This window comes from Curtobacterium sp. MCLR17_051 (assembly GCF_003234395.1).
Taxonomy (GTDB): domain Bacteria; phylum Actinomycetota; class Actinomycetes; order Actinomycetales; family Microbacteriaceae; genus Curtobacterium; species Curtobacterium flaccumfaciens.
In genome coordinates this window covers 1-21,947 of sequence record NZ_QKTA01000026.1, presented here as the reverse complement: position 1 = coordinate 21,947, position 21,947 = coordinate 1, and the positions used below count along the sequence as shown (strand labels likewise).

Genomic DNA, 21,947 nt, shown 5'->3' with positions numbered 1-21,947 from the left:
CACGCTGGACCCATGCCAGTTCCCTCGACGCAGCCCGCTGCCGAGCGCAAGCTCCTCCGTGACACGGTGCAGGACAAGATCCGCGACGCCATCATGGACGGCACGCTCGAGCCCGGGGAACGGCTCAACGACGACGACCTGATCGCCTGGCTCGGGGTCTCCCGCACCCCGATCCGTGAGGCCCTCGCCGAGCTCGCCCGGGCCGGCCTCATCGAGATGGCACCGAACCGCTACACCCGGGTCGCGGCGCCGACGAAGGGGGAACTCCTCGACGCGTACCGCACCCTCGGCGTGATCTACGGCGGCGTCGTGCGGCTCGCGGTGCCCCGGTTCACGGACGCGCAGCGCAAGAAGATCGTGAAGATGCTCGACGACGTGCACGCGCGGGTGAGCGCCGACGAGCAGGACCAGGTGGCGCGCGACGGAGCCGGCATCTACGCCATGTGGGCGGATGCGTGCGGCAACCCCTCGCTCGTGCAGCTCTGCAACTCGACCACGGACGGGCTCTCCTTCAAGCTCCGCGTGCCGGAGCTCGCCGAGCTCCTGCCGGCCGACGTGATCCTGCCCGAGCTGACGAAGCTCAAGGACGCCGTCGTCGCGAAGGACCCCATCGCTGCCGAACTCGCCATGGAGGCGATCCACCTGCTCCCGTCGCGCGGCTAGCGCGACCAGGAGACGGACTGGAGGCCCGTGGGGACGCCGCCACGGGCCTCCAGCCCGTCACGGGGTGACGGCGAGTACGGGGTGACCTTCCAGGCGCATCCCATGTCCGTTCCCCGCGTGGCGGTTATGGTTTCCCGGTGAGCAACGAACCCGAGCAGACGACCGAGCCCGCACACCGCGGTGCCGCGACGCCGCGCCACGGGCGCCAGAAGCGTCGGGCGGGCGTCGTGTTCCCGGCCGTCGCGGGGGTGCTCACGATGGCCCTCCTGCTGGGCGTCGGGTACGCGGGGTACGCGTACAACCAGCTGTCCGACGGTGTCACGATCGTCAACGCGATCACCGGCAAGAAGGGCACGAAGGACGACGTCGACGGCAAGGCGCAGAACATCCTGCTCGTCGGGGACGACCACCGGCCGGAGAACGCCACCCCCGAGCAGATGGCGGAACTGAGCACGACGTCGGACGGCGGTGCGACGAACACCGACACGATGATCGTCCTGCACATCAACGCCGACGGCAGCCAGGCGACGATGATCTCGTTCCCCCGTGACTCGTACGTCGACATCCCGGACGTCGGCAAGGGCAAGCTCAACAGCGCCTTCTACTACGGCACGCTCAACGGCGGTGGCGACACCGGCGGTGCGAAGATGCTCATCAAGACGATCGAGAACCTGAGCGGCCTGCAGATCGACCACTACGTCCGCGTCTCGCTGCTCGGCTTCTACCAGGTCGTCAAGGAACTCGGCCCGGTGCAGGTCTGCCTCAACCAGGCGACCAGCGACCCGTACTCCGGCGTCGACCTGCCGGCGGGCAAGTCCTCGCTCAACGCGAAGGAGGCGCTGTCCTTCGTGCGACAGCGCCACGGCCTGCCGAACGGCGACCTCGACCGCAACGTCCGCCAGCAGTACTTCCTGTCGCAGGAGGCCCGGAAGGTCACGTCGGCGGGGACGCTGCTCAACCCGGTGAAGATGGGGAACATCCTCAAGGCCGTCGGCGGATCGATCCAGACCGACACCGACCTCATCGACCTGGCGTCACAGATGCGCAACCTGCGGCCCGGCAACATCCAGTCCGCCACGATCCCGACGCTCGGCACGCCGACCATCTACGTGAACGGGTCCGCCCTGTCGATCGTCGAGGTCGACACCGTCGGCCTGCCCGCGTTCGTGCAGGGCCTGGTCGGCGAACCCGAGGCGTACACGAAGGCCGGCCGCGCACAGCCGGCGAACACCTCGGTCACCGTGCTGAACGGCAGCGGGGTCGAGGGTGCCGCGACGGCTGCGGGGCAGGTCCTGACCGCCCGCGGCTTCCAGGTCGCCCCGGCCGGCTCGTCCGCGACGACGAAGACCACCCAGGTGCAGTACCCCGCCGGTCAGGAGTCGCAGGCGAAGGCCATCGCATCCGTGGTGCCCGGCGCCGTCGCCGTCCGCACCAGTGCGGTCACCGGTGTCACGCTCGTGCTCGGCACCGACGGCAAGACCGCCAAGCCGATCGCGACCAAGCCGAGCGCCGGGGCCTCGACGCCGTCGACCGGCGGTTCGAGCACCGGCTCGAAGCCGACGAAGAAGCCCGCGAAGGAGCCGACGCCCAAGTCGACCGACGTGCACAACTACGGCACCGAGGGCACCTGCATCAACTGATGGGAACCCGCCGGGCAACCGATCGGTAGGTTCACGGTGTGACCAGCGCCGCACGCCCGATCGTCCTGATGACCTACAACATCAAGAACCCGGACCCCGCGCACGACTGGCCGGCCCGCCTGCCGGTCGTGCTCGACCTGATCCGCCGGCACGACCCCGACCTGCTGTGCGTGCAGGAGGCCTTCGCGCACCAGATGGACGACCTGCGTGCCGGCCTGCCGGACCACGCCGACGTCGGACAGGGGCGCGAGGGCGGTGACGCCGGCGAACACGCGTCCGTCTTCTACCGCCGCGACCGGTTCCGGCCGTCCGACGAGGGGTCGTTCTGGCTGTCGGACACCCCGGACGAGCCCGTTTCGAACACCTGGGGCAGCCTGTACCCGCGGATCGCGAACCACGCCCGGTTCCTCGACGCCGAGGGGCCCGCGTTCACCCTGCTCACCACGCACCTGGACCACGAGCCCGGTGCGCACGGTGACGAGGTCCGGGGCCGGAGTGCCGCGCTCATCGCCGAACGACTGGCGGGCACCACCGGCCCGGTCGTGTTCGCGGGGGACTGCAACGAACCCGCGGGGAGCGGGACGGCCTCGCGGGTGTTCGCCGAGGCCGGGTTCGCCGACGCCTGGCTCGCCGCGGGGGACCCCGCCGACCGCACCGCCACGTTCAACGACTGGCAGCCGCCGGTCGACTCGGGCGAGCGGATCGACTGGGTGCTCACCCGCGACGTCAGCGCCGTGGACCGCGTCGTCATCGACCACGACGGTCCCGAGACCTGGTTCGCCAGCGACCACTTCCCGGTGGTCGCGACGCTGCGGGTCTGAGTCGCTTCAGCAGCTGCGCTGCGCGTGGACGGGCATCGGTGAACCGAGCACCGTGACGGTCGTCTCGTTCGTCAGGGCGGAGACCCCGTTGGTGCCGGCGTCGCCGGAGTGCTCGCTCGACTCGTCGTCGTGCCGGTCCGCCCAGCCCTCGCGGAGCAGGAGCTGCCAGGCGCGCGAGTCGTCCGAGCCGTAGGACACCCGCTCCGAACCGGGAGCGTCGGCGATCTCGTCCGCGATGTCGTCGCCCACCCGGACACCGCCCGGCCCGGTCAGCTCGATCTGCCGGCCGAGCACGCTGCGGACCGAGTCGCGCAGCACCCGGATCTCGACGGCGTTGCCGGCCGCCGCGTCGGTCGTCAGGGCTGCGACGCGGATGGCGCCGCCCCAGGTGTAGGTGGTGCCTGCGGGGAAGCACGCCCCGCCGTCGCCCTCGGCCGTCTGCGTGCGGGACGGTGTGCCGAGCAGACGGTTCAGGACGCTCACGGTCAGCCCGGAGTCGCGCATCGAGGACTCGACCACGGTGTCGTCGCCGTTCCGGAGCACGAGTGCTTCGGCGTCGAGCTCGATCGAGTCGACCCGTCGGAGTTCCGCCTTCGTCACGTGCACCGGAGCGGCGTCGTGCGAGGTCTCGGCGGCCACGGCCACGTCGGCCCCGAGCCCGGTTGTGCCGTCGAACGCGAGCGCACCGGCCGAGAAGGCCAGCACGGCGGCGCCGAGCGCCAGCAGGGTCCGAGGAGTCACCGTTCGACGGTAGGGCCTCGATCGGAACAGAACGACAGGTGTTACCGAATCGGAGCCTGCCCGTCACCGGACCGTGACAAACGAGGATCACGCACCTGCGGCCCTGGAGCGGTGCAGCCGGCGGGCGCAGGCCGCTCCGCGCAACGGGGGACAGCCTCCTGGACGGCCCGCAGCGACCCCCTGCGTACCGTCGGCGGCATGACGGACCAGCAGAACGACCAGACCGGGCCTGACCAGTACGTGATGCAGGACCCCACGAAGATGTACGCCGACAAGAAGCCCGACGAGCAGTACCTCGAGGGCGCCGGCACCGACGCGGAGATGGCGCAGAACGTCCCCGCCGACCACGGTGAGGACACCTACCGCGGCTCGGGTCGTCTGACCGGCCGCAAGGCGCTCGTCACCGGTGGCGACTCCGGCATCGGTGCCGCCGTGGCCATCGCCTACGCCCGCGAAGGTGCGGACGTCGCGATCTCGTACCTGCCCGAGGAGCAGGAGGACGCCGACCGCATCGTCGGGCTCATCGAGGCCGCCGGACGCAAGGCCGTCGCACTGCCGGGCGACATCACCTCGCTCGAGGTCTGCGAGCAGCTCGTCGCCGACGCGGTCGAGCAGCTCGGTGGCCTCGACATCCTGGTGAACAACGCCGGCAAGCAGCAGAACGTCGACGACATCACGAAGATCTCCGACGAGGAGTTCGACGAGACCTTCAAGACGAACGCCTACGCGACGTTCCGGATCACGAAGGCCGCCGTGCCGCACCTGCAGCCCGGCTCCACGATCATCAACACGACGTCGATCCAGGCGTACGCCCCGTCGCCGCACCTGGTGCACTACGCGGCCACGAAGGCGACCGTGAACAACATGGCGAAGGGCCTGGCCGCGCAGCTCGCGCCGAAGGGGATCCGCGTCAACGCGGTCGCTCCGGGCCCGATCTGGACGCCGCTGCAGCCGGCCGGCGGTCAGCCGCCGGAGGCGCTGCCGAGCGCGGGCGAGCAGACCTACCTGGGCCGCTGGGGCCAGCCGGCCGAGCTCGCGCCGGCCTACGTGTTCCTGGCGAGCGGTGAGTCGTCGTACGTCGTGGGCGAGACGCTGCACGTCGACGGTGGGATGCCGACGCCGTAGGGCGCCTGTTCCTGACGGGACTCTGACGGGAGGCGCGGTGCCGGTGGGTACCGCGCCTCCCGTCGTCCGTGTGGTCGGGTCCAGGGCGCCTGGTCGCGTCAGCAGCTGACGGAGCGCGCCATCCGCTCGAGGAGCTCGCGCGCCGACATCGCGGCGGCCAGCTCGACCTCGACGGGGTTGATGCCGATCGCCTGCTCGAACGCGCGACGGCGGGCCTGGTCGGCGATCGGCACCTCGGGCCGCTGGGGCAGCACGGCGATGGCTCGAGCCGCCGCCTCGAACGCACCGGCGGGCCGTCCGAGCTGCTCCCACATGGCCCGGACGTCGTGCGCCACCTGGTCGGGGTCGCCGCCGAACTCGAAGCCGGTCGAGGCCATGGTCGCGAGTCCCTGGGCAGTGGGGTCGTTCGGGGTCATGCCCGCATGGTCGCACGGACGGCCGCGAACCGGCTCGACGTCGGGGTCTGTCCCCCCTTGTGCCGACACCCGTACCGGGGATTCTGGTGTCCCCCGTTCTGCGTTTGGATGGAGGTACCTCGGATCCGGGGTGACACGGACAGGACGTCCGGGGACGACGGAGGGCACGATGCTCGAACACACCAGCGCCGACACGCAGGCCGCTGCGGCCGCGGCGGCCACGCTGCACCTGCGGATCACGATCGTGGGTGCCACCGTCGACCTGCTCCGGGACGTCCCCTTCCACGAAGCCCGGCCCCTGCAGGTCGCCGAGCGGATGGGCATCAGCGTCGCCGAGCTGGAGCAGCACTTCCCGTCGTGGGACGGCCTGGTCCTCGCCGCACTGGACCGCTGGAACGGTGCCCGGATGGACGAGGTCACGCACGAGGTCGGTGACGGCTCGACCGTGGACCTGCTCCGCGCCATCGTCGCCTCGAACGCCGAGGACCCGGCCCTGATGCGCCTGCTCGTCGCCCTGCTGTCCGTCGCGGGCAACCCGGCGCACCCGATGGCGACCTACCTGCGGTCGCGGTACCAGCTCTTCTTCGCGCAGATCAAGCGCGGCCTGGAGCACGACGTCGCGATCGGCCGTGCCCCGCACACGATGGACCCCCGCCGCGGTGCCGAGCAGCTCATCGCCCTGTACGAGGGGCTGCAGCTGCAGGCCCTGCTGCGCGCCGAGCTCGACCTGGTGGCGGCGTTCGACCGCGCGGTCGCCCGGCTCGAGCGCGGCTGGATGGAGCGGTACGAGCCGCAGGCCGCCCGCCGTCTGGCGATGTGGGACGACGACGACTCGGGCAGCTGGGAGATCTGACCGGCGTTTCGTCCGCGGAGCGCGTTCCTTGCGCCGTCGTGCAGCGCCCCGCGGGTACTCCGGGAGTCGCAACCTGACGGAAGGAACCGACATGGCAGCACCGAACCCCATCCAGGTCCAGAAGTACCTGAGCGGCATCGACTACCCGGCGTCCAAGGACGACGTGGTCTCGACGGCCGAGCAGGAGGGCGCTCCGGACGACGTCCTCGAGGCGCTCCGCGCGATCCCGGACGGCGAGTACGACGCCCCGACCGCGGTGTCGAGCGCGGTGTCCGACGCCGGCTGAGCGCGGCGGACTCACTCGGTGAGCAGAAGAGGTCGGGTGCGTGCGTCGCACTCGACCTCTTCTGCTCACGAAGCGTCTTCCGGGGCGGTGCCGGCCGCGCAGCTCATGAAGCGCCGTTCGAGCGCGACCCGCGCGGCACCGAACCGTCGCCGGGGTCGTACCCGGTGTCACGGATGACGCGCAGCGCCGTGGTGTCGTTGTGGACCGAGTGCACGACGACCCGACGCGTCCGGCGGAGCGCTCGACGGGCACCGGGCGTCGCGAAGAGCCCACCGAGCACCAGGCCCGCGCCGATCCCGAGTGCCACGGACACCGCTGCCACGAAGTCGAGCGCGGCGCTCGACGACCCGGACATGAAGTTCAGCAGGGCGTTCGACACGGCGACACCGGGCAGCAGCGCCCCGCAGAACGCCGGCACCGCGATCGCCGCCACGGCCGTGCGCATCCGGACGGCCGCGTAGGTCGAGAGCACCCCGAGCAGCACCGCCGCCAGGAACGTCGCCCCGAGGAGCGGCAGCCCGGCCTGCCGCAGCGCCCACAGCGCGGCACCGGCGGCGACCGAGAACACCACGGCGACCGGGATCACGCGGGCGCTCGCCTGCTGCACGAAGCAGTTCGCGCCCGCCGACACCACGGTCAGTGACAGCGACGCCCAGAGCGGCAGGGTCTGCGTCACGATGCCGGACGGGTCGACCTCGATCCGCAGCCAGTGCGTCATCGCGATCCCGGCCGGCACCCCGACCACGATCGCCGCGATGACCAGCCCGATGTAGAACGCCCGGGCCACGGCCATCGCCCGGAACCCCGAGATGGCGTCCTGCGCCCAGGTCACCAGGGACGGGTGCGGCAGCAGGAGCACCACGAGCGCCGCCACCATCGTCGCGGCGCCGTTCGCGTTGAGCACTCCGGCCCAGATGGCCAGCGTGCCGATCGCCGACGCCACCGCGCCCTGTGCCCCGGACACGAAGAACTGCGGGTACCCCCGGTCGGTGAGCCAGCGCCCGGAGACGATGATCCCGAGCATCAGCACGAACGCCCCGAGTCCCGCGCGCCACCCGCCTCCGGCCTGCACGGCGATCGAGATGCCGAGGATCGACAGGCCGACGTCGGACAGCCACATCGGCCACCGCGGCGGGAGTCGCAGGACGGCGACCAGGGCGCTCACCGCCGAGGTCATGTCGCGGTCGTCGTGGATCAGGTCGTCGACGATCTGGTTCGCCCGCGCGAGCTTGTCGAGGTCGGAGCCGTCCGACCGCACGGTGCGGACCTTGACGAGCGGCGGGACGTCGGCCGGGGCGTACTGGATGGTCACCGAGCTGCCGGAGAAGTCGAGGTCGAGTGGCGCGAGGTTCCACTTCGTCGAGACCGCGACGACGGCCGTCTCGACGCTGCGGGTGTCGGCACCCGAGGCGAGCATGACCTCGGCCAGGTCGAGGCAGAAGTCGACGATCTGGGTCGCCGTGTACTGGTCGCGCCCCTTGGCGTCGGGCTCGACGTGCTCGTAGATCGTCCCGCGCAGGCGGGCTCGTGCGTCGCGCAGGTCGTGCTGCGCGAGGCTGCGGCGTCGTGGCCGGGGTGGGCGGCCCGGCTTGTGCGGGCCCGGGGGGTGCTGCTCGGCCATCACGCCATGGTGCCAGTCGACGGCGGCCGAGTCCGGACGTCCGCTGGACGCCTTCGGATCAGCCCCGGCGGCGCGTGCTCAGACGACCGAGGGCGAACGCCGCGACGACCGCGCCCACCAGCACGAGGACCGGTCCGGCGGTCAGCTGCCACGGTCGGCCGTTGGCGACGAACGCGTAGTCGGACAGCGGGGCGACGGCGGCGAAGCCGAACGTGAACGTCGGAGCCGTCAGCACGAACACGATCCCGACGACGACGGCCAGCAGGCCGAGCCAGAGGGCGACGAGGGTCGGGGTGGCGAGGAAGCGGGGCACGGCACCCAGCGTATGTGGACGGCGGACGGGAGGCCCGGTGCCAGCTGGCACCGGGCCTCCCGTCCGTCACGTGGTGACGGTTCCTGCTTCGCGCGCCTACTGCGCTGCGTTCGCTACTGCTCGAAGGTCGCGTGCAGCGTGACCTCGACGCCGGTCAGCGCCTTGCTGACGGGGCAGGTCGCCTTGGCGTCCTCGGCGGCCTTGAGGAAGGCCGCCTCGTCGATGCCGGAGACCTCGCCGCTGACGGTCAGGACGATGCCGGTGAGACGGAAGCCGCCGGCCGGGTCCGGACCGAGCGAGACGTCGGCCTTGACGTCGAGGGCCTCGACCGTGCCGCCGGCCTCGCCGAGGACCGCGGAGAACTGCATGGCGTAGCAGGCCGAGTGGGCGGCGGCGATGAGCTCCTCGGGGCTCGTGGTGCCCCCGGCGTCCTCGGCGGTGCGCTTCGGGAACGAGACGTCGTACGTGCCGACCTTCGAGCTCGAGAGTTCGACCTGGCCGGAACCGTCCTCGAGGCCGCCGTTCCAGGCGGTGCGTGCGGTGCGAGTGGGCATGCCCGCTCCTTTCGTGTGGGGGAGCGGCCCCGAGCGGGACCGCCGCTCCTGAGTCAATCGGAGAACGAGCGTTCTCGCAACGGGCTCACGGCGAAGACGCAGGTCTGCCCTACGATCTGGCACATGGGGGACAGCGACAAGACAGGCTTCCGCGAGTCCGTACTCGAGCAGGGGCCGGCCGACGTGACGAACCCGGTGGTCGCCTGGCTCCGGTTCTGGACGCAGGGGTGGCGGTTCCACGGGCGGGCGAGTCGCTCGGAGTTCTGGTGGGTGATCGCGCTCGAGCTCGCGCTGGTCGGGGTCGCGCTCTGGGTCGTCGGCGTGCACGGGACCGCAGGGCGGTGGGAGATGTACGTCGACCCGTTCGGGGTCGTTCCGTCACCGCGGGTCTCGTTCCACCTGATCGACCGCGGGCAGGACGGGTGGTTCGGTTGGGGGGCCGGCGACCGCGAGCTCCGGCCGGACGCGTGGGACCTGGCGCTGCTCGTCCCGACGATCCTGACCATCGTGCCGCGGTGGTCGCTGCTCGTGCGGCGACTGCACGACCGGGACCACGCCGGGCTGTGGATCCTGCTCCTCGTCTTCACCGGACCGCTCGGCGCGGTCGTGCTGGGTGTCATGGTGGCGCGGTCGTCGCGCCCTGGTGGGGCACGGTTCGACCGCGGACTGTTCGCGGGAGGGCGTGGTCCCGAGGCAACTGGGCGACACATGTCGTCCTCGACGACAGGTGTAGCGTGAAGGGCGATCAGAGGAGAACCCCATGCGCGCCGTCGTGTTCGAGCAGTACCAGACCTTCCCGTCCCTGACCGAGGTCCCGAAGCCCGCACCCGGGCCCGGTGAGGTCCTGCTCAAGGTTGCCGGCGCCGGTGCCTGCCACTCGGACGTCGCCGTGTACCGCGAGTTCCAGCAGGGGCAGCCGGGAGCCCAGGCGCCCGCGTTCGTGCTCGGCCACGAGAACTCCGGCTGGGTCGAGGCCGTCGGGGACGGGGTCACCGGCTTCGCCGAGGGCGACGCCTACCTGGTCTACGGGCCGGTCGGCTGCGGGCACTGCTCGTACTGCTCGAAGGGACAGGACACCTACTGCGAGAACGCCGCGACGAACCCCTACATGGGGATCGGCCTCGGGCGCGACGGCGGCATGGCGGAGTACGTGAGCGTCCCGGCGCGGAACCTCGTGCCGCTCGGCGACGCCGACCCGGTCGCCGCCGCACCGCTGAGCGACGCCGCCCTCACGCCGTACCACGCGATCAAGAACTCCCTGCCGAACCTGGCTGGTGGCGGTCGCTTCGCGCTCGTCGTCGGGCTGGGCGGCCTCGGCCAGATCGCCGTGCAGATCCTCACGGCGCTCACCGGTGCCACGGTCATCGCGACCGACATGAAGCAGGACGCGATGGACCGCGCCGCCGCCCGGGGCGCGATCACCGTCCCCGGCGGCCCGGACCAGGCCGAGCGCATCCGCGAGATCACCGGCGGACGCGGCGTCGACGCTGCCTTCGACTTCGTCGGTGCCACCCCCACGATCAAGGTCGCGCAGGCCTCGATGGCGGTCGGCGGGCGGTTCACCGTCGTCGGGATCGCCGGCGGCACCACCGAGTGGAACTTCTTCGCGACGCCGTACGAGTCGACGATCACGAACACCTACTGGGGCACCATCGAGGACCTGCACGAGGTCGTCGCGATGTACCGCGCCGGCCAGATCGTGCCCGACGTCGAGCGGTACGCGCTGTCCGACGCGCTCGAGGCGTACCGGAAGCTCGAGGCCGGCGAGCTCTCGGGTCGCGCGGTGGTCGTCCCGACGCTCTGAACGGGGCGTACCTGGTCGAATCGGGCGTACCTGGTCGGAAGTTCTGACCAGGTACGCCCGATTCCACTTTCCAGTGCGGGCGTTCTGGGAAGGAACGGGCGCCGGTCAGCGCCCCGCGGCGTACCCCTGCGCGCCGCGGGGGTTCGCGGCAGCACCGAGGATCCCGGTGTCCGGGTCACGGGTGACGCACGACAGCCGGCCCAGGCTCCAGTCACCGCCGCGGGTCACGACGTGTCCGCGGGCCTCGAGCGCCTCGATGACCTCCTCACCCAGGCGGTCCTCGACGACCAGTCCGGCGGGCTCCCACGTGCGCGGCCAGAACGACCCCGGGAAGGACGTGGTGTGCAGCGCCGGTGCGTCGATGGCCTGCTGCGGGGAGTAGCCGCCGACGATCCAGCGCAGCAGGAACAGCAGCTGCCACTGGTCCTGCTGGTCACCGCCGGGGGAACCGAGCGCGGCGACCGGCTGCCCGTCGCGGAGCACCAGGGTCGGGGTCAGCGTCGTGCGGGGGCGCTCGCCGGGCCGCAGGGTCGAGGCCGTGCCCGGCTCGAGCCAGGTCATCTGCAGGCGGGTGCCGAGGCAGAACCCGAGCTCGGGGATCGTCGGCGACGACTGCAGCCACCCGCCGGACGGGGTCGCGCTGACGATGTTGCCCCAGCGGTCCACGACGTCGATGTGGCACGTGTCGCCGCGGGTCTCGCCGTCGGGGGTGACGAACGGTTCGCCGCGGTCCTCGAGCGGAGCGGCGGGCGGGACCTCGGTGTCGGCTTCTGCCTCGCGGGCGACCTGCACGGTCGGTTCGCCCACCCCGACCGTCCCGGCGGAGTCGTACGAGGTGCGGATCGGCGGCAGCGCGTGCTCGGCCCCGGCGATCGCGCCGGGCCGGAGCTCTGCCGAGGCCCGCTCGCCGATCAGCGCACGGCGCTCGTCGGCGTAGGCGTCGGAGAGCAGGACGTCCATCGGGACCTCGCCGTCGCCGTAGAACGCCTCACGATCGGCGAGGGCGAGCTTCTGCGCCTCGACGATCGTGTGCGCGCCGAGCTCGGTCGACGGGTCGAGCAGGGCGTCGTCGAGCGGTTCGAGCAGCCGCAGTGTCTGAAGCAGCGCCGGACCCTGGCCCCACGGTCCGGTCTTGGCGATCGTGCAGCCGCGGAACTCGGCGGTCGTCGCGGGCTCGTACGACGCCCGGAACGCCGCCAGGTCGGACGCCCGGATGACCCCGGCGTGGTCGGTGCCCGACGCGTGCCGGTGCGGTTCGCGGACGAACCGGTCGATCGCCTCGGCGACGGACCCCTCCGCCCACTCGGACCGGGCCGCATCGATGCGGCCGGTCCGGCTGCCGGCACCGGCACCGGCCTCGACCAGCCGGTCGAGCACTGCAGCGAGTGCCTCGTTGCGCACCAGGTCCCCGGGGACCGGCACCGCGCCTCCCGGCATCCACTGTGTGGCGGAGGTGGGCCAGTGCTGCTCGAACAGGCCGCGCACGGCGGTGATCGTCCGGACCACCGCAGGTGCGACCGGGTGTCCGTCGCGGGCGTACTCGATCGCGGGGGCGAGGACGTCGGCCAGCTCCCACGTGCCGTGGTCGCGGAGCAGGAGCAGCCAGGCGTCGACCGCGCCGGGGACGGTCGCGGCCAGCGCGCCGGAGCCGGGGACCAGGTCGAGGCCCTCGGCGCGGTAGTGCTCCGGGGTCGCGCCCTCGGGCGCGGGACCCTGACCGACCAGCACCGTCGGCACGGGGTTGACTGCCGTCGCGAAGACCGCCGTCAGGTCGCCCCCGGGGCCGTTCAGGTGGGGCTCCACGACCTGCAGGACGAAGGCCCCGGCGACGGCGGCGTCGAAGGCGTTGCCGCCGCGCTCGAGCACCGACTGGGCGGTCGCCGTCGCGATCCAGTGCGTCGAGGCCGCCATCCCGAACGTGCCCTGCAGGTCCGGACGGGTGGTCTGCGCAGCGGGCGAGACGAAGGCGGGGTTCGGCGTCGACATGGTCCCATCCTGTCCCGGGGTGATCGGCCGCGTGCTGTACACCCCCCGTCCAAGGGGTTGTGCACCCCGCGCAGAAAAGCGAACATCGTTCGGCGACTCGTGCAGGGCGAGCGCCGAACGACCGTGCGCTCGCACGGTCGGTTCCAGGGCAGGGGATCCATGACCACCACTCCGTCGACCGTCGCACGTGCGCGCCGACTCCCACGCATCGCCGGCGCCGTGACGGCACTGGCCCTGGCGGCGGGGGCGCTCGTGGCGACAGCCGAACCGGCAGCGGCCTCTGCGGTCTGGGTCGGCTCGGCCCCGGCCGGCACCAAGATCCTGCCCGGCGACCAGGTCACGTCGCCGAACGGCCAGTTCAAGCTCATCATGCAGGGCGACGGCAACCTGGTCGAGTACGGCATCGGCAACCGCGTGCTGTGGGCGTCGAACACCGCCGGCAACTCCGGCGCGATCGCCGTGGTCGGCAAGAACCGCGCCCTCGACATCACCAAGAACGGCAAGCGTGTGGCCCGTTGGGCCTCGGCCGGCACCGTGAACTCGACCGCGCTGAAGGTGCGCGCCGACGGCACGATGGCGCTGCTCGCAGGCAAGACCGTGGTCGTGAGCTGGAACGGCTACCAGGACCGCGTCCCGTCGGGGAACACCATCCTGGGCGGCACCGTGCTGCGATCCGACACCTCGAACACGCGCATCCTCAACATGCGCACCGACGGCAACCTGGTGCAGAAGGTCAGCGGCCGCGTGGTCTGGCAGTCGCGCACCGGCGGACACCCGGGCGCCTGGGCCGAGCTGCAGGCCAAGGGCAACTTCGTCATCTGGACCCGTGATGCCTCACGCAAGAAGGTCGCGCTCTGGAGCTCACGCACCAGCACCGCCGGGTCCGGCAACCTGCTCGTCCAGGTCGACGGAAACGTCGTGCTCTACGGCGCGAAGGACACCCGCGTCTGGTCGAGCCGACCGGTCACCGGCCTGGCCTGGCCCGTCAACGGCACGAAGATCACCGGCCGGTACGGCGACGACCGCGGCGCCGGGCACGTCCCGCGCTACCACCAGGGCACCGACGCCCCGGTGCCGGTCGGGACGGCCGTGTACGGCTCCGGGACGGGGACGGTCACCAAGACCATCGCGAACGACGCGGCCTACGGCAACTACATCGTCGTCACGTACGGCATGACGGCGGTGCTGGTCGCGCACCTCAGCAAGATCGAGGTGAAGCAGGGGCAGATCGTGAAGCTCGGCACCGAGATCGCGAAGTCCGGCAACACCGGGCAGTCGACGGGGCCGCACGTGCACGTCGAGACGCGGCGGAACGGCACCCTCGTCGACCCGCTGAAGAACATGCACTTCCGCTGAGGCGGGCGGGCGCGGGGCGCGGGCGCGGCGTGGGGCGCGGGGTTCGTCGCACGTCGCGTGTGTCGCGCGCGACCCCGCCCCGCGCATCGGGTGAGCAGAAAAGGTCGGGTGGCTCGAGGTCACTCGACCTTTTCTGCTCACTCGTTGGCCGCCCCCGCACCGTGCGAGGGCGGCGTCATCATCCCGCTTCGTCTCTGTCGCTTGCCTTGGGGAATCAAGGGCAGTAGACAGTGCAACACCGGGATCGTCGTCGGGTCGACTCGGAGCACCGTCGGACGGCACTCCGAGGTCGCCGACGGCACCGCTCGGGCGTTCTTCAAGCAGTTCGAGCAGAACGACCAGTTCCCCGGCGCGATCTCGCAGGTCCGTCGGCTCGACCTCGCTGCCGATGCCCAGCGTGAAGCGATCGCCTTCGTCGCCGAGGTCGATCAGGACGACGTCACCGTGGTCATCCGCGCCGAGCTCGAACCAGCCCTGGCGCGCTCGCTCGAAGAGGCCACCGCGCTGCGCGCCGAGGCCGAGGTCAAGGAGGCCCGCGCGCTCTCGCTCCGCAGGGCGATCGCTGTCTCGCTGAAGGACGACGGTCTCACCCTGCGGGACATCGCGGTCGTCCTCGGCGTCTCGTACCAGCGGGTGCACCAGCTCGCGACGAGGGTGAGCCGGCGGCGCTCGCTGCGTCGTAGCCCGCGGCGCGGATAGCCTGGGCGGGATGAGGAAGCGCGGCGGAACGGTGCTCGTGTTGGTGGCGATCGGGGCCCTGGCGGGCGTGCTGTCCGGGCTGTTCGGCGTCGGCGGTGGGGTCATCGTGGTGCCGGCGCTCATGGCCTTCGCACAGATGGACCAGCGTCGGGCCTCGGCCACCTCGCTCGTGGCCATCGCCCCCGCAGCCGTCGTCGGCGCGGTCACCTACGCCGTGCAGGGCGAGGTGCACTGGCTCGCGGCCCTGACCCTGGCGGTCGGCAGCGTCATCGGCGCCCCGATCGGTGCCCGGCTGCTCCGTGCCCTGCCACTCCGCGCGCTGCCGTGGATCTTCGTCGGGTTCATCGCCGTCGTGCTGGTGTCGCTGTTCACCACGGTGCCGACCCGCGGCGGCGAGGTGCACTTCGGGGTCGTCGAGGCGATCGTCCTGCTGCTGCTCGGGCTGCTGTCGGGGGTGCTGTCCGGGCTCGTCGGGGTCGGCGGCGGGGTCGTCATCGTGCCGGGGCTCGAGGTCGTGCTCGGCGCCGGCGACCTGCTGGCGAAGGGCACGTCACTCCTCACGATGGTGCCGACGTCGCTGTCCGGGACGGTCGCGAACCTCCGGCGCCGTGCGGTCGACCTGCGGGTCGGGCTGACGGTCGGCATCACCGCCGCCGTCTGCTCGCCGGGTGGCGCCGTGCTGGCGCGCTTGGTCGACCCGCAGGTCGGCACCTGGCTGTTTGCGGCGTTCCTGGTGGTCGTCGCGGTCATCGTGCTCAGCCGCGGGCGTCGGAGGGCACCACAGAACGACGCGAGCGACGGGGAGGTCGCGTGACGGGCCTCCAGGCAGGGCGCGACGCGGAAGCCGTGCTGGCGGCATTCGCCCGCACCACCGGCGACGTCGCCGCGGCCCGCCGGGTCGCGCGGCAGTTCCACGACCTCGACGAGGGGGAGCGCTCGGCGCTGCTCTGGAGCGAGGACGACGGCGCGAAGCTCGTCGCCGTCCTGCTGCTCGTGCAGGCGATGCGGGCGCGGCCGGACCCGGAGCTCACCGACGAGTACCTGTCCGCGGCGAAGGCCGAGCGGTTCGAAGACCCGGTGCTCGTCGACCTGGCCGCCGAGGAACTCGTCGGCGCCCCGTTGGTGGGCGCCTCGACCGGTCCGCTGTTCGCGCTGGCGAAGTCCGACGTCGCGATGGTCCGCCGGATCGCGGTCGTGGCGACCCTGGCGTTCGCGAAGCAGGGCGACGCCGAGGTGCCACTCGGGATCGCCGGGCGCCTGGTGCGGGAGCGCAGCGAGACGGTGCAGTCGGCGCTCGGGTTGGTCCTGCGCGAGACGGGGAAGCGGGCGTCCGAGGCGGCGCTCGTGGCGTTCCTCGAGCAGAGCGGCCGGTTCCTCAGCCCGGCCGCCCGCCGGACGGCCACCGAGCACCTGCCGCCAGGGGAGCGTGACCGGCTGCGGGGCTGACCGAGCGGCGCTGTGCTGTGAACCGACTGTGCAGTCTGCCCAACCGACCAAATGGTCGGTTACGGTCGACCGATGACCACGACCAGCACCACCCCGACCCACCGCGCCTCCGTCCGTGAGTGGGCGTCCCTCGGCGTCCTCACCCTGGCCGTGGTGCTCCTGGCGATCGACGGCACCGTGCTGGCCCTGGCGGTGCCGTCCCTGACCGCCGACCTCGACCCGACCGCGACCCAGGTGCTCTGGATCGGCGACGTCTACTCGTTCGCACTCGCCGGGTTGCTCGTCACGATGGGCAACGTCGCCGATCGGATCGGTCGGAAGCGCCTGCTGCTCCTCGGCTCCGTCGCGTTCGGACTGGCATCGGCCGCTGCGGCCTTCGCCTCGAGCCCGGAGCTGCTCATCGCCGCACGGGCACTCCTCGGCGTCGCCGGCGCCACCCTGATGCCCTCGACGCTGTCGCTGGTGCGCACGATCTTCCGCGACCCGCGGCAGCGCACCACCGCCATCGCGGTGTGGTCCGCGGGCGCGACCGGTGGTGCCGCGGCCGGACCACTCGTCGGCGGGGCGCTGCTGGAACACTTCTGGTGGGGATCGGTGTTCCTCATCAACATCCCCGTCATCGCGGTGATCGTCGTCGCCGGGGCGTTCCTGCTGCCGGAGTCCCGCGGCGGCGCCCGGACCCCGATCGACCTGCTCTCCGCGGTGCTCTCGGTGCTCGCGATCGTGCCGCTGGTCTACGCCGTGAAGCACGTCGCCGGGCACGGGTTCGACTGGACGGTGCCGGCGACCGCGTTGCTCGGGCTCGCGTCGGGCTGGTGGTTCGTCCGGCGGCAGAAACGCCTGACCACGCCGCTCATCGACCTGCAGCTGTTCCGGATCCCGGCGTTCTCCGGTGCGGTGGTCGCGAACTCGCTGTCCGTCTTCGCGCTGAGCGGTCTGCTGTTCTTCTTCTCGCAGTACCTGCAGCTGGTGCGCGGGTTCACCCCGCTGCTCGCCGGAGCCGCGGAGCTGCCGGCCACCCTGGCGTCCATCGCGGTCATCGCCGTGATCGGCCTGCTCTCCCGTCGCGTCGGCCCCGGTCGCTCCATCGGCCTCGGGCTGGCGGTCGCCGCGGTCGGCATGGCCGGACTCGCCTTCGCCGAGGGGCTGCCGACGTACTGGGGGATCGCCATCGCGCTCGCCGTGGTCGGCCTCGGCGTCGGGGTGTCGATGACGCTGGCGACGGACGCGGTCGTCGCCGCGGCTCCGCGGGAGCGTGCGGGCGCCGCCTCGGCGATCTCGGAGACCGGGTACGAGCTCGGCGTCGCGCTCGGCATCGCGGTGCTCGGGTCGCTGCAGACCGCGTTCTACCGGTCGAACCTCGACCTCACGGGCGACAGCCTGGGTTCGGGGGTCGCGGACCGGGTCCGGGAGTCGCTGGCGTCGGCGAGCCAGGTACTGCAACCGGGGTCGCCGGTGCTCGAGCACGCCCGTGAAGCGTTCACCGGTGGCATGCAACTCGCCTCCGTCTGCGCCGCGGTGCTGCTCGCGGTCGCCGCCGTGGTCGCGCTCCGGGTCATCCCGAACCGGCAGGATGGACCGCATGACCACTGACCGCAGCACGGGCCCCGGCACCGGCACCGACGGCTCCCGCGACCGCGAGCGCACGCGGCAGGCCGTGCTCGAGTCCGCACGCCGATTGCTCGCCGAGCGCGGTACGCGGGTGAGCGTCGCCGAGATCGCGACCGAAGCCGGCGTCTCGAAGAGCGGGCTGCTGCACCACTTCCCGTCGAAGGACGAACTCCTGCTCGCGGTCGTCGAGCACGGGTTGGCCGCGTTCACGGACGAGGTCATGGAGCACGTGGACCTCGCCGAGAACCGACCGGGCAAGGTCCTGCGCGCCTACGTCCGGACGCTCTGCGGCGGCAGCGAGCAGGCGATGGACCTGTTCGCACCGTCGTCGCACTGGCCCGGTCTGATGGCCGTCCCGGGGATCGCCGCGGCCGTCGCGGCCGACGCCGAGCACTGGCGGACGCTGTTCGCACGCGACGGCCTGCCCGAGGACCGCGCACTGGTGGTCCGGCACGCGGCCGAGGGCCTCGCGGCCGCGGTCGGCATGCCGCCCTACCTGGACGAGCGGGAGCTCGCGGTCGCGCGCGACGCCTTGCTCGCCCTGGCAGAACCCGCCTGAGGCGACGGCCGGGAGGCCCGGTGCGAGTCCGCCCCGCCGCTGGCCGCCCGCGCGCACCGGCCCCACCGCCGTCCCGGTCCGACGCCTAGGCTGCGGGCATGCACACCGAGGTGCCCCGGATCGACGCCGGACTCGTCGAACGACTCGTCGCGGAGCAGTTCCCCGACTGGGCCGACCTGCCCGTGCGCGAGGTCGACCACCAGGGCTGGGACAACCGCACCTACCGGCTCGGGGACGCCCTGTCGGTGCGACTGCCGAGCGCGGCCGGCTACGTGCCCGCGGTCGAGAAGGAGCAGGACGTCCTGCCGTACCTCGCCCGGCGGCTGGACGTCGCCGTCCCGGAGCCCGTGGCGCTCGGGGAACCGGGCCAGGGGTACCCGTTCCCGTGGTCGGTGCGGCGGTGGCTCGACGGGGTGCCCGCCGTGCAGGTCGACGACCTCGACCACGAGCGCTTCGCTGCCGAGGTCGGTGCCGTGCTCCGGCAGCTCCGGAGCGTCCCGGCGACGGGCGGCCCCACCGCCGGCGCGCACTCGTTCCACCGCGGCGAGCACCCGTCCGTGTACGACGCCGAGGTGCGGACGGCGCTCGACACGCTCGGCGGCGGCGGCGGCAGGACCGGCGGTACCGTCGTCGACCGCGGCGCGTGCGAAGCGGTCTGGGCCGAGGCCCTCGCCAGCCGGTGGGACGGGCCGGCGGTCTGGTTCCACGGCGACGTCGCCCCGGGCAACCTGCTCGTCGACGACACCGGGCGGCTGTGCGCGGTGATCGACTTCGGCACGTGCGGCGTGGGGGACCCGGCGTGCGACCTCGTGCTCGCGTGGACGATGCTGGACGGGCCGGCGCGACGGGTGTTCCGGCGGGCCGTCGACCTGGACGACGACACGTGGGCGCGTGCACGGGGATGGGCGCTGTGGAAGGCGCTCATCATGCTCGCCGGCAGTGCCGGACCGGGCGGTCGCGACGAGCACGAGCGGGTCCTCGCAGCCGTCCTCGCCTGAGGTCGCGGCCACGGCTGCCCACCCGTGCCGACGTGCGCGAGGGGGACGCGGGGCTGGGAGCGTCCACGGGGCGGGCGCGTACCGAGGAGGGGAACGCGAGTCGTGCCTCCAGGCCGGCTCGAAGCGACCACGAGAGGAACGCAACGTGCGCGCACTGACCTACCAGGGCACCGAGAAGGTGTCCGTCGAGACCGTCCCCGACCCGACCATCCAGGAGCCGACCGACGCGATCGTGCGGATCACCTCCACGGCGATCTGCGGCTCCGACCTGCACCTGTACCGCGTGCTCGGCCCGTACATCGACCGCGGCGACGTCCTCGGCCACGAGCCGATGGGCATCGTGGAAGAGGTCGGATCCGGCGTCACGAACCTGAAGGTCGGCGACCGGGTCGTCATCCCCTTCAACATCTCCTGCGGCCACTGCTGGATGTGCCAGCACGGCCTGCAGTCGCAGTGCGAGACCACCCAGGTGACCGAGTACGGCACCGGGGCCTCGCTGTTCGGCTACACGAAGATGTACGGCCAGGTCCCGGGTGGCCAGGCGGAGTACCTGCGCGTGCCGCACGCCGACTACGGCCCCATCGTCGTGCCGGACGACGGCACCCCCGACGACCGCTGGCTGTTCCTGAGCGACATCCTGCCGACCGCGTGGCAGGCCGTGCAGTACGCCCAGGTGCCCGAGGGTGGCACGCTCGCCGTGCTCGGCCTCGGCCCGGTCGGCCAGTTCGCCGCCCGCATCGGCAAGCACCTCGGCTACCGCGTGCTCGCCGTCGACCCCGAGCAGGTCCGCCGTGACCTCGGGGCGAAGCACGGTGCCGAGGTGTTCGACCTGACGAAGGACCTGGTGCCCGAGCTCGTCGACCTGACCGACGGTCGCGGCCCCGACGGGGTCGTCGACGCCGTCGGCATGGAGGCCCACGGCAACCCGATGGCGGGCTTCGCCCAGCGCGCCGCCGGCCTGCTGCCCGACAAGCTCGCGCAGAAGGCGATCGAGACCGCCGGTGTCGACCGCCTGGCGGCCGTGCACGCGGCGATCGACCTGGTCCGTCGCGGCGGCACCGTCTCGCTGAGCGGTGTCTACGGCGGCATGGCCGACCCGATGCCGATGATGACGCTGTTCGACAAGCAGATCACCATCCGCGAGGGCCAGTGCAACGTGAAGCGCTGGATCGACGACATCATGCCGCTCGTCTCCGACCCGTCGGACCCGCTCGGCACGCTCGACCTGACCACCCACCGTGTCTCGCTCGAGGATGCCCCGCACATGTACGAGGTCTTCCAGAAGAAGCAGGACGACTGCGTCAAGGTCGTGCTCGACCCCGCGATGGCCGCGGCCTGATGCGCGTCGTCGTCGTCGGTGCGACCGGCAACGTCGGGACGGCGGTGCTCCGTCGGCTCGCGGCCGTGCGCGCCGACGGCGACGGTGACACCGGCCGTGACGGCGCCAGCGGTGACACCGGCCGTCACGCCGCCGGTGACGGCGTCGGCGTCCAGATCGTCGGTGTCGCCCGGCGCCTGCCGGACCTGCGCGCGGAGCCGTACGCCGCCGCCGTCTGGCACGCCGTCGACGTCGGTGCCGCGGACGCCGTGGACCAGCTCGCCGCCGTGTTCCAGGGCGCCGACGCCGTCATCCACCTGGCGTGGGCGCTGCAACCGACGCACGACATCCCGGCGCAGCACCGCACGAACGTGACCGGCACGGCAAACGTCCTGGCAGCCGTCGCGCGCGCCGAGGTACCGCAGGTCGTCGTGGCGTCCTCGGTCGGCGCCTACCGCGGGGTGGACGTCGACGGCAAGCGCACGCCCGTGGACGAGAGCTGGCCGACGGACGGCATCCCGACGGCGACGTACTCGATCCACAAGGCCGCCAACGAAGCGGCCATGGACGCGTTCGAGGCCGAACACCCCTCCGTGACCGTCACCCGGCTGCGCCCGGGACTGATCTTCCAGCGGGACGCCGCGGCCGAGATCCGGGGGCTGTTCCTCGGACACCTCGTGCCGATGTCGATCGTGCGCTGGATCCGCTGGCTCGTGCTGCCGCTGCCGTACCCGTTCGTGTTCCAGGCCGTGCACGCCGACGACGTCGCCGACGCCTACTGGCGCGCGGTCGACCGACGGGCAGCGGGGGCGTTCAACATCGCCGCGTCGCCCGTGCTCAACCCGCCGCGACTGGCCCGGGCCTTCGGCATGCTCGGTGCCGTCCGGATCCCGCTGCGGCTGCTGCGCGGGATCGTGACGGTGACGTGGCGGCTGCGGTTGCAGCCGACGGACGCCGGGTGGATCGACATCGCCGCCGGCGTGCCGATCATGCGGACCGACCGTGCCCGGTCCGTGCTCGGATGGGAGGCCCGACACACCTCCGAAGAAGCGTTGCGTGCACTCGTGGCCGGGTTCGCGGACGGTGCGAACGTTCCGGGGTCGGGGCCGCTGCGCGGCTGAGCGGGCTGGGGTTGGC

The 21,947-nt window shown here is 72.4% G+C and carries 23 protein-coding genes; 17 read left to right on the top strand and 6 right to left on the bottom strand.

Going from position 1 to position 21,947, the window contains the following annotated elements; genetic code table 11:
• Positions 1 to 12 precede the first annotated feature (12 nt).
• The 3 genes from DEJ06_RS16710 (at position 13) to DEJ06_RS16700 (ending at position 3,124) form a co-directional block, all read left to right on the top strand.
• On the top strand, positions 13 to 663 hold the full coding sequence (locus DEJ06_RS16710) for a GntR family transcriptional regulator (RefSeq protein WP_111040062.1): 651 nt from the start codon (positions 13 to 15) through the stop codon (positions 661 to 663).
• Between the two features lie 137 nt (positions 664 to 800).
• Positions 801 to 2,303, top strand: coding sequence for an LCP family protein (locus tag DEJ06_RS16705; protein WP_111040061.1), 1,503 nt, complete (start codon positions 801 to 803; stop codon positions 2,301 to 2,303).
• A gap of 38 nt (positions 2,304 to 2,341) precedes the next feature.
• Positions 2,342 to 3,124: an endonuclease/exonuclease/phosphatase family protein gene (locus DEJ06_RS16700; RefSeq protein ID WP_071404829.1), complete on the top strand. Its 783-nt coding sequence runs from the start codon at positions 2,342 to 2,344 to the stop codon at positions 3,122 to 3,124.
• Positions 3,125 to 3,130: 6 nt separating this feature from the next.
• On the opposite strand, the gene DEJ06_RS16695 is transcribed toward DEJ06_RS16700, so the two are convergent.
• Positions 3,131 to 3,865, bottom strand: a complete 735-nt coding sequence (locus DEJ06_RS16695; RefSeq protein WP_111040060.1) for a hypothetical protein — start codon at positions 3,863 to 3,865, stop codon at positions 3,131 to 3,133.
• Positions 3,866 to 4,063: 198 nt separating this feature from the next.
• Here DEJ06_RS16695 and DEJ06_RS16690 point away from each other — a divergent pair, with 198 nt between their 5' ends.
• Positions 4,064 to 4,990: an SDR family oxidoreductase gene (locus DEJ06_RS16690; RefSeq protein ID WP_110858602.1), complete on the top strand. Its 927-nt coding sequence runs from the start codon at positions 4,064 to 4,066 to the stop codon at positions 4,988 to 4,990.
• A gap of 98 nt (positions 4,991 to 5,088) precedes the next feature.
• Here DEJ06_RS16690 and DEJ06_RS16685 read toward each other — a convergent pair whose 3' ends face one another.
• Positions 5,089 to 5,406 (bottom strand): hypothetical protein, encoded by a 318-nt coding sequence (locus DEJ06_RS16685; protein ID WP_027467174.1) that lies wholly within the window; start codon positions 5,404 to 5,406, stop codon positions 5,089 to 5,091.
• Between the two features lie 169 nt (positions 5,407 to 5,575).
• Between DEJ06_RS16685 and DEJ06_RS16680 the strand changes: the two genes are divergently transcribed.
• Positions 5,576 to 6,259, top strand: coding sequence for a TetR/AcrR family transcriptional regulator (locus tag DEJ06_RS16680; RefSeq protein ID WP_111024589.1), 684 nt, complete (start codon positions 5,576 to 5,578; stop codon positions 6,257 to 6,259).
• A 91-nt stretch (positions 6,260 to 6,350) separates the two neighbouring features.
• Positions 6,351 to 6,545 (top strand): DUF2795 domain-containing protein, encoded by a 195-nt coding sequence (locus tag DEJ06_RS16675; protein ID WP_027467172.1) that lies wholly within the window; start codon positions 6,351 to 6,353, stop codon positions 6,543 to 6,545.
• A gap of 103 nt (positions 6,546 to 6,648) precedes the next feature.
• Here DEJ06_RS16675 and DEJ06_RS16670 read toward each other — a convergent pair whose 3' ends face one another.
• From DEJ06_RS16670 to DEJ06_RS16660, 3 genes are all read right to left on the bottom strand, one after another.
• Positions 6,649 to 8,166 carry a threonine/serine exporter ThrE family protein gene (locus tag DEJ06_RS16670; RefSeq protein WP_111040059.1) on the bottom strand — a complete coding sequence of 506 codons (1,518 nt, stop codon included), beginning with the start codon at positions 8,164 to 8,166 and terminating at the stop codon, positions 6,649 to 6,651.
• Between the two features lie 58 nt (positions 8,167 to 8,224).
• The gene (locus DEJ06_RS16665; RefSeq protein WP_111040058.1) at positions 8,225 to 8,479 is read right to left on the bottom strand and encodes a hypothetical protein; all 255 of its coding nucleotides are present in this window, start codon (positions 8,477 to 8,479) and stop codon (positions 8,225 to 8,227) included.
• 113 nt (positions 8,480 to 8,592) lie between these two features.
• Positions 8,593 to 9,033: an OsmC family peroxiredoxin gene (locus DEJ06_RS16660; protein WP_111040057.1), complete on the bottom strand. Its 441-nt coding sequence runs from the start codon at positions 9,031 to 9,033 to the stop codon at positions 8,593 to 8,595.
• A gap of 123 nt (positions 9,034 to 9,156) precedes the next feature.
• On the opposite strand from DEJ06_RS16660, the gene DEJ06_RS16655 reads away from it, so the two are divergent.
• Together DEJ06_RS16655 and DEJ06_RS16650 are read left to right on the top strand one after the other, a co-directional pair.
• Positions 9,157 to 9,771: a DUF805 domain-containing protein gene (locus DEJ06_RS16655; protein WP_111040056.1), complete on the top strand. Its 615-nt coding sequence runs from the start codon at positions 9,157 to 9,159 to the stop codon at positions 9,769 to 9,771.
• 22 nt (positions 9,772 to 9,793) lie between these two features.
• On the top strand, positions 9,794 to 10,837 hold the full coding sequence (locus tag DEJ06_RS16650) for an NAD(P)-dependent alcohol dehydrogenase (protein WP_111024593.1): 1,044 nt from the start codon (positions 9,794 to 9,796) through the stop codon (positions 10,835 to 10,837).
• A gap of 105 nt (positions 10,838 to 10,942) precedes the next feature.
• On the opposite strand, the gene DEJ06_RS16645 is transcribed toward DEJ06_RS16650, so the two are convergent.
• Positions 10,943 to 12,823 (bottom strand): gamma-glutamyltransferase family protein, encoded by a 1,881-nt coding sequence (locus DEJ06_RS16645; protein WP_111040055.1) that lies wholly within the window; start codon positions 12,821 to 12,823, stop codon positions 10,943 to 10,945.
• Positions 12,824 to 12,982: 159 nt separating this feature from the next.
• Between DEJ06_RS16645 and DEJ06_RS18680 the strand changes: the two genes are divergently transcribed.
• From DEJ06_RS18680 to DEJ06_RS16595, 9 genes are all read left to right on the top strand, one after another.
• Positions 12,983 to 14,179 carry a peptidoglycan DD-metalloendopeptidase family protein gene (locus DEJ06_RS18680; protein ID WP_111028636.1) on the top strand — a complete coding sequence of 399 codons (1,197 nt, stop codon included), beginning with the start codon at positions 12,983 to 12,985 and terminating at the stop codon, positions 14,177 to 14,179.
• A 201-nt stretch (positions 14,180 to 14,380) separates the two neighbouring features.
• Positions 14,381 to 14,878, top strand: a complete 498-nt coding sequence (locus DEJ06_RS18495) for a hypothetical protein (protein WP_220036502.1) — start codon at positions 14,381 to 14,383, stop codon at positions 14,876 to 14,878.
• Positions 14,879 to 14,888: 10 nt separating this feature from the next.
• On the top strand, positions 14,889 to 15,692 hold the full coding sequence (locus DEJ06_RS16625) for a sulfite exporter TauE/SafE family protein (protein WP_181436825.1): 804 nt from the start codon (positions 14,889 to 14,891) through the stop codon (positions 15,690 to 15,692).
• Complete coding sequence (locus tag DEJ06_RS16620; RefSeq protein ID WP_181436826.1) at positions 15,689 to 16,324, top strand: DNA alkylation repair protein; 636 nt, start codon at positions 15,689 to 15,691, stop codon at positions 16,322 to 16,324. The genes DEJ06_RS16625 and DEJ06_RS16620 overlap by 4 nt, the downstream gene beginning before the upstream one ends.
• A gap of 72 nt (positions 16,325 to 16,396) precedes the next feature.
• A complete protein-coding gene (locus tag DEJ06_RS16615) occupies positions 16,397 to 17,917 on the top strand; it encodes an MFS transporter (RefSeq protein ID WP_111040079.1) in 1,521 nt (506 codons plus the stop codon).
• Positions 17,907 to 18,494 (top strand): TetR/AcrR family transcriptional regulator, encoded by a 588-nt coding sequence (locus DEJ06_RS16610; protein ID WP_111040078.1) that lies wholly within the window; start codon positions 17,907 to 17,909, stop codon positions 18,492 to 18,494. The genes DEJ06_RS16615 and DEJ06_RS16610 overlap by 11 nt, the downstream gene beginning before the upstream one ends.
• Positions 18,495 to 18,592: 98 nt before the next feature.
• Positions 18,593 to 19,492, top strand: coding sequence for an aminoglycoside phosphotransferase family protein (locus DEJ06_RS16605; RefSeq protein ID WP_111040053.1), 900 nt, complete (start codon positions 18,593 to 18,595; stop codon positions 19,490 to 19,492).
• A gap of 145 nt (positions 19,493 to 19,637) precedes the next feature.
• On the top strand, positions 19,638 to 20,831 hold the full coding sequence (locus DEJ06_RS16600) for a zinc-dependent alcohol dehydrogenase (RefSeq protein ID WP_071404842.1): 1,194 nt from the start codon (positions 19,638 to 19,640) through the stop codon (positions 20,829 to 20,831).
• Positions 20,831 to 21,931 carry an NAD-dependent epimerase/dehydratase family protein gene (locus tag DEJ06_RS16595; protein ID WP_111040052.1) on the top strand — a complete coding sequence of 367 codons (1,101 nt, stop codon included), beginning with the start codon at positions 20,831 to 20,833 and terminating at the stop codon, positions 21,929 to 21,931. Before DEJ06_RS16600 ends, DEJ06_RS16595 begins: the two co-directional genes overlap by 1 nt.
• The last annotated feature ends 16 nt before the right edge of the window (positions 21,932 to 21,947 follow it).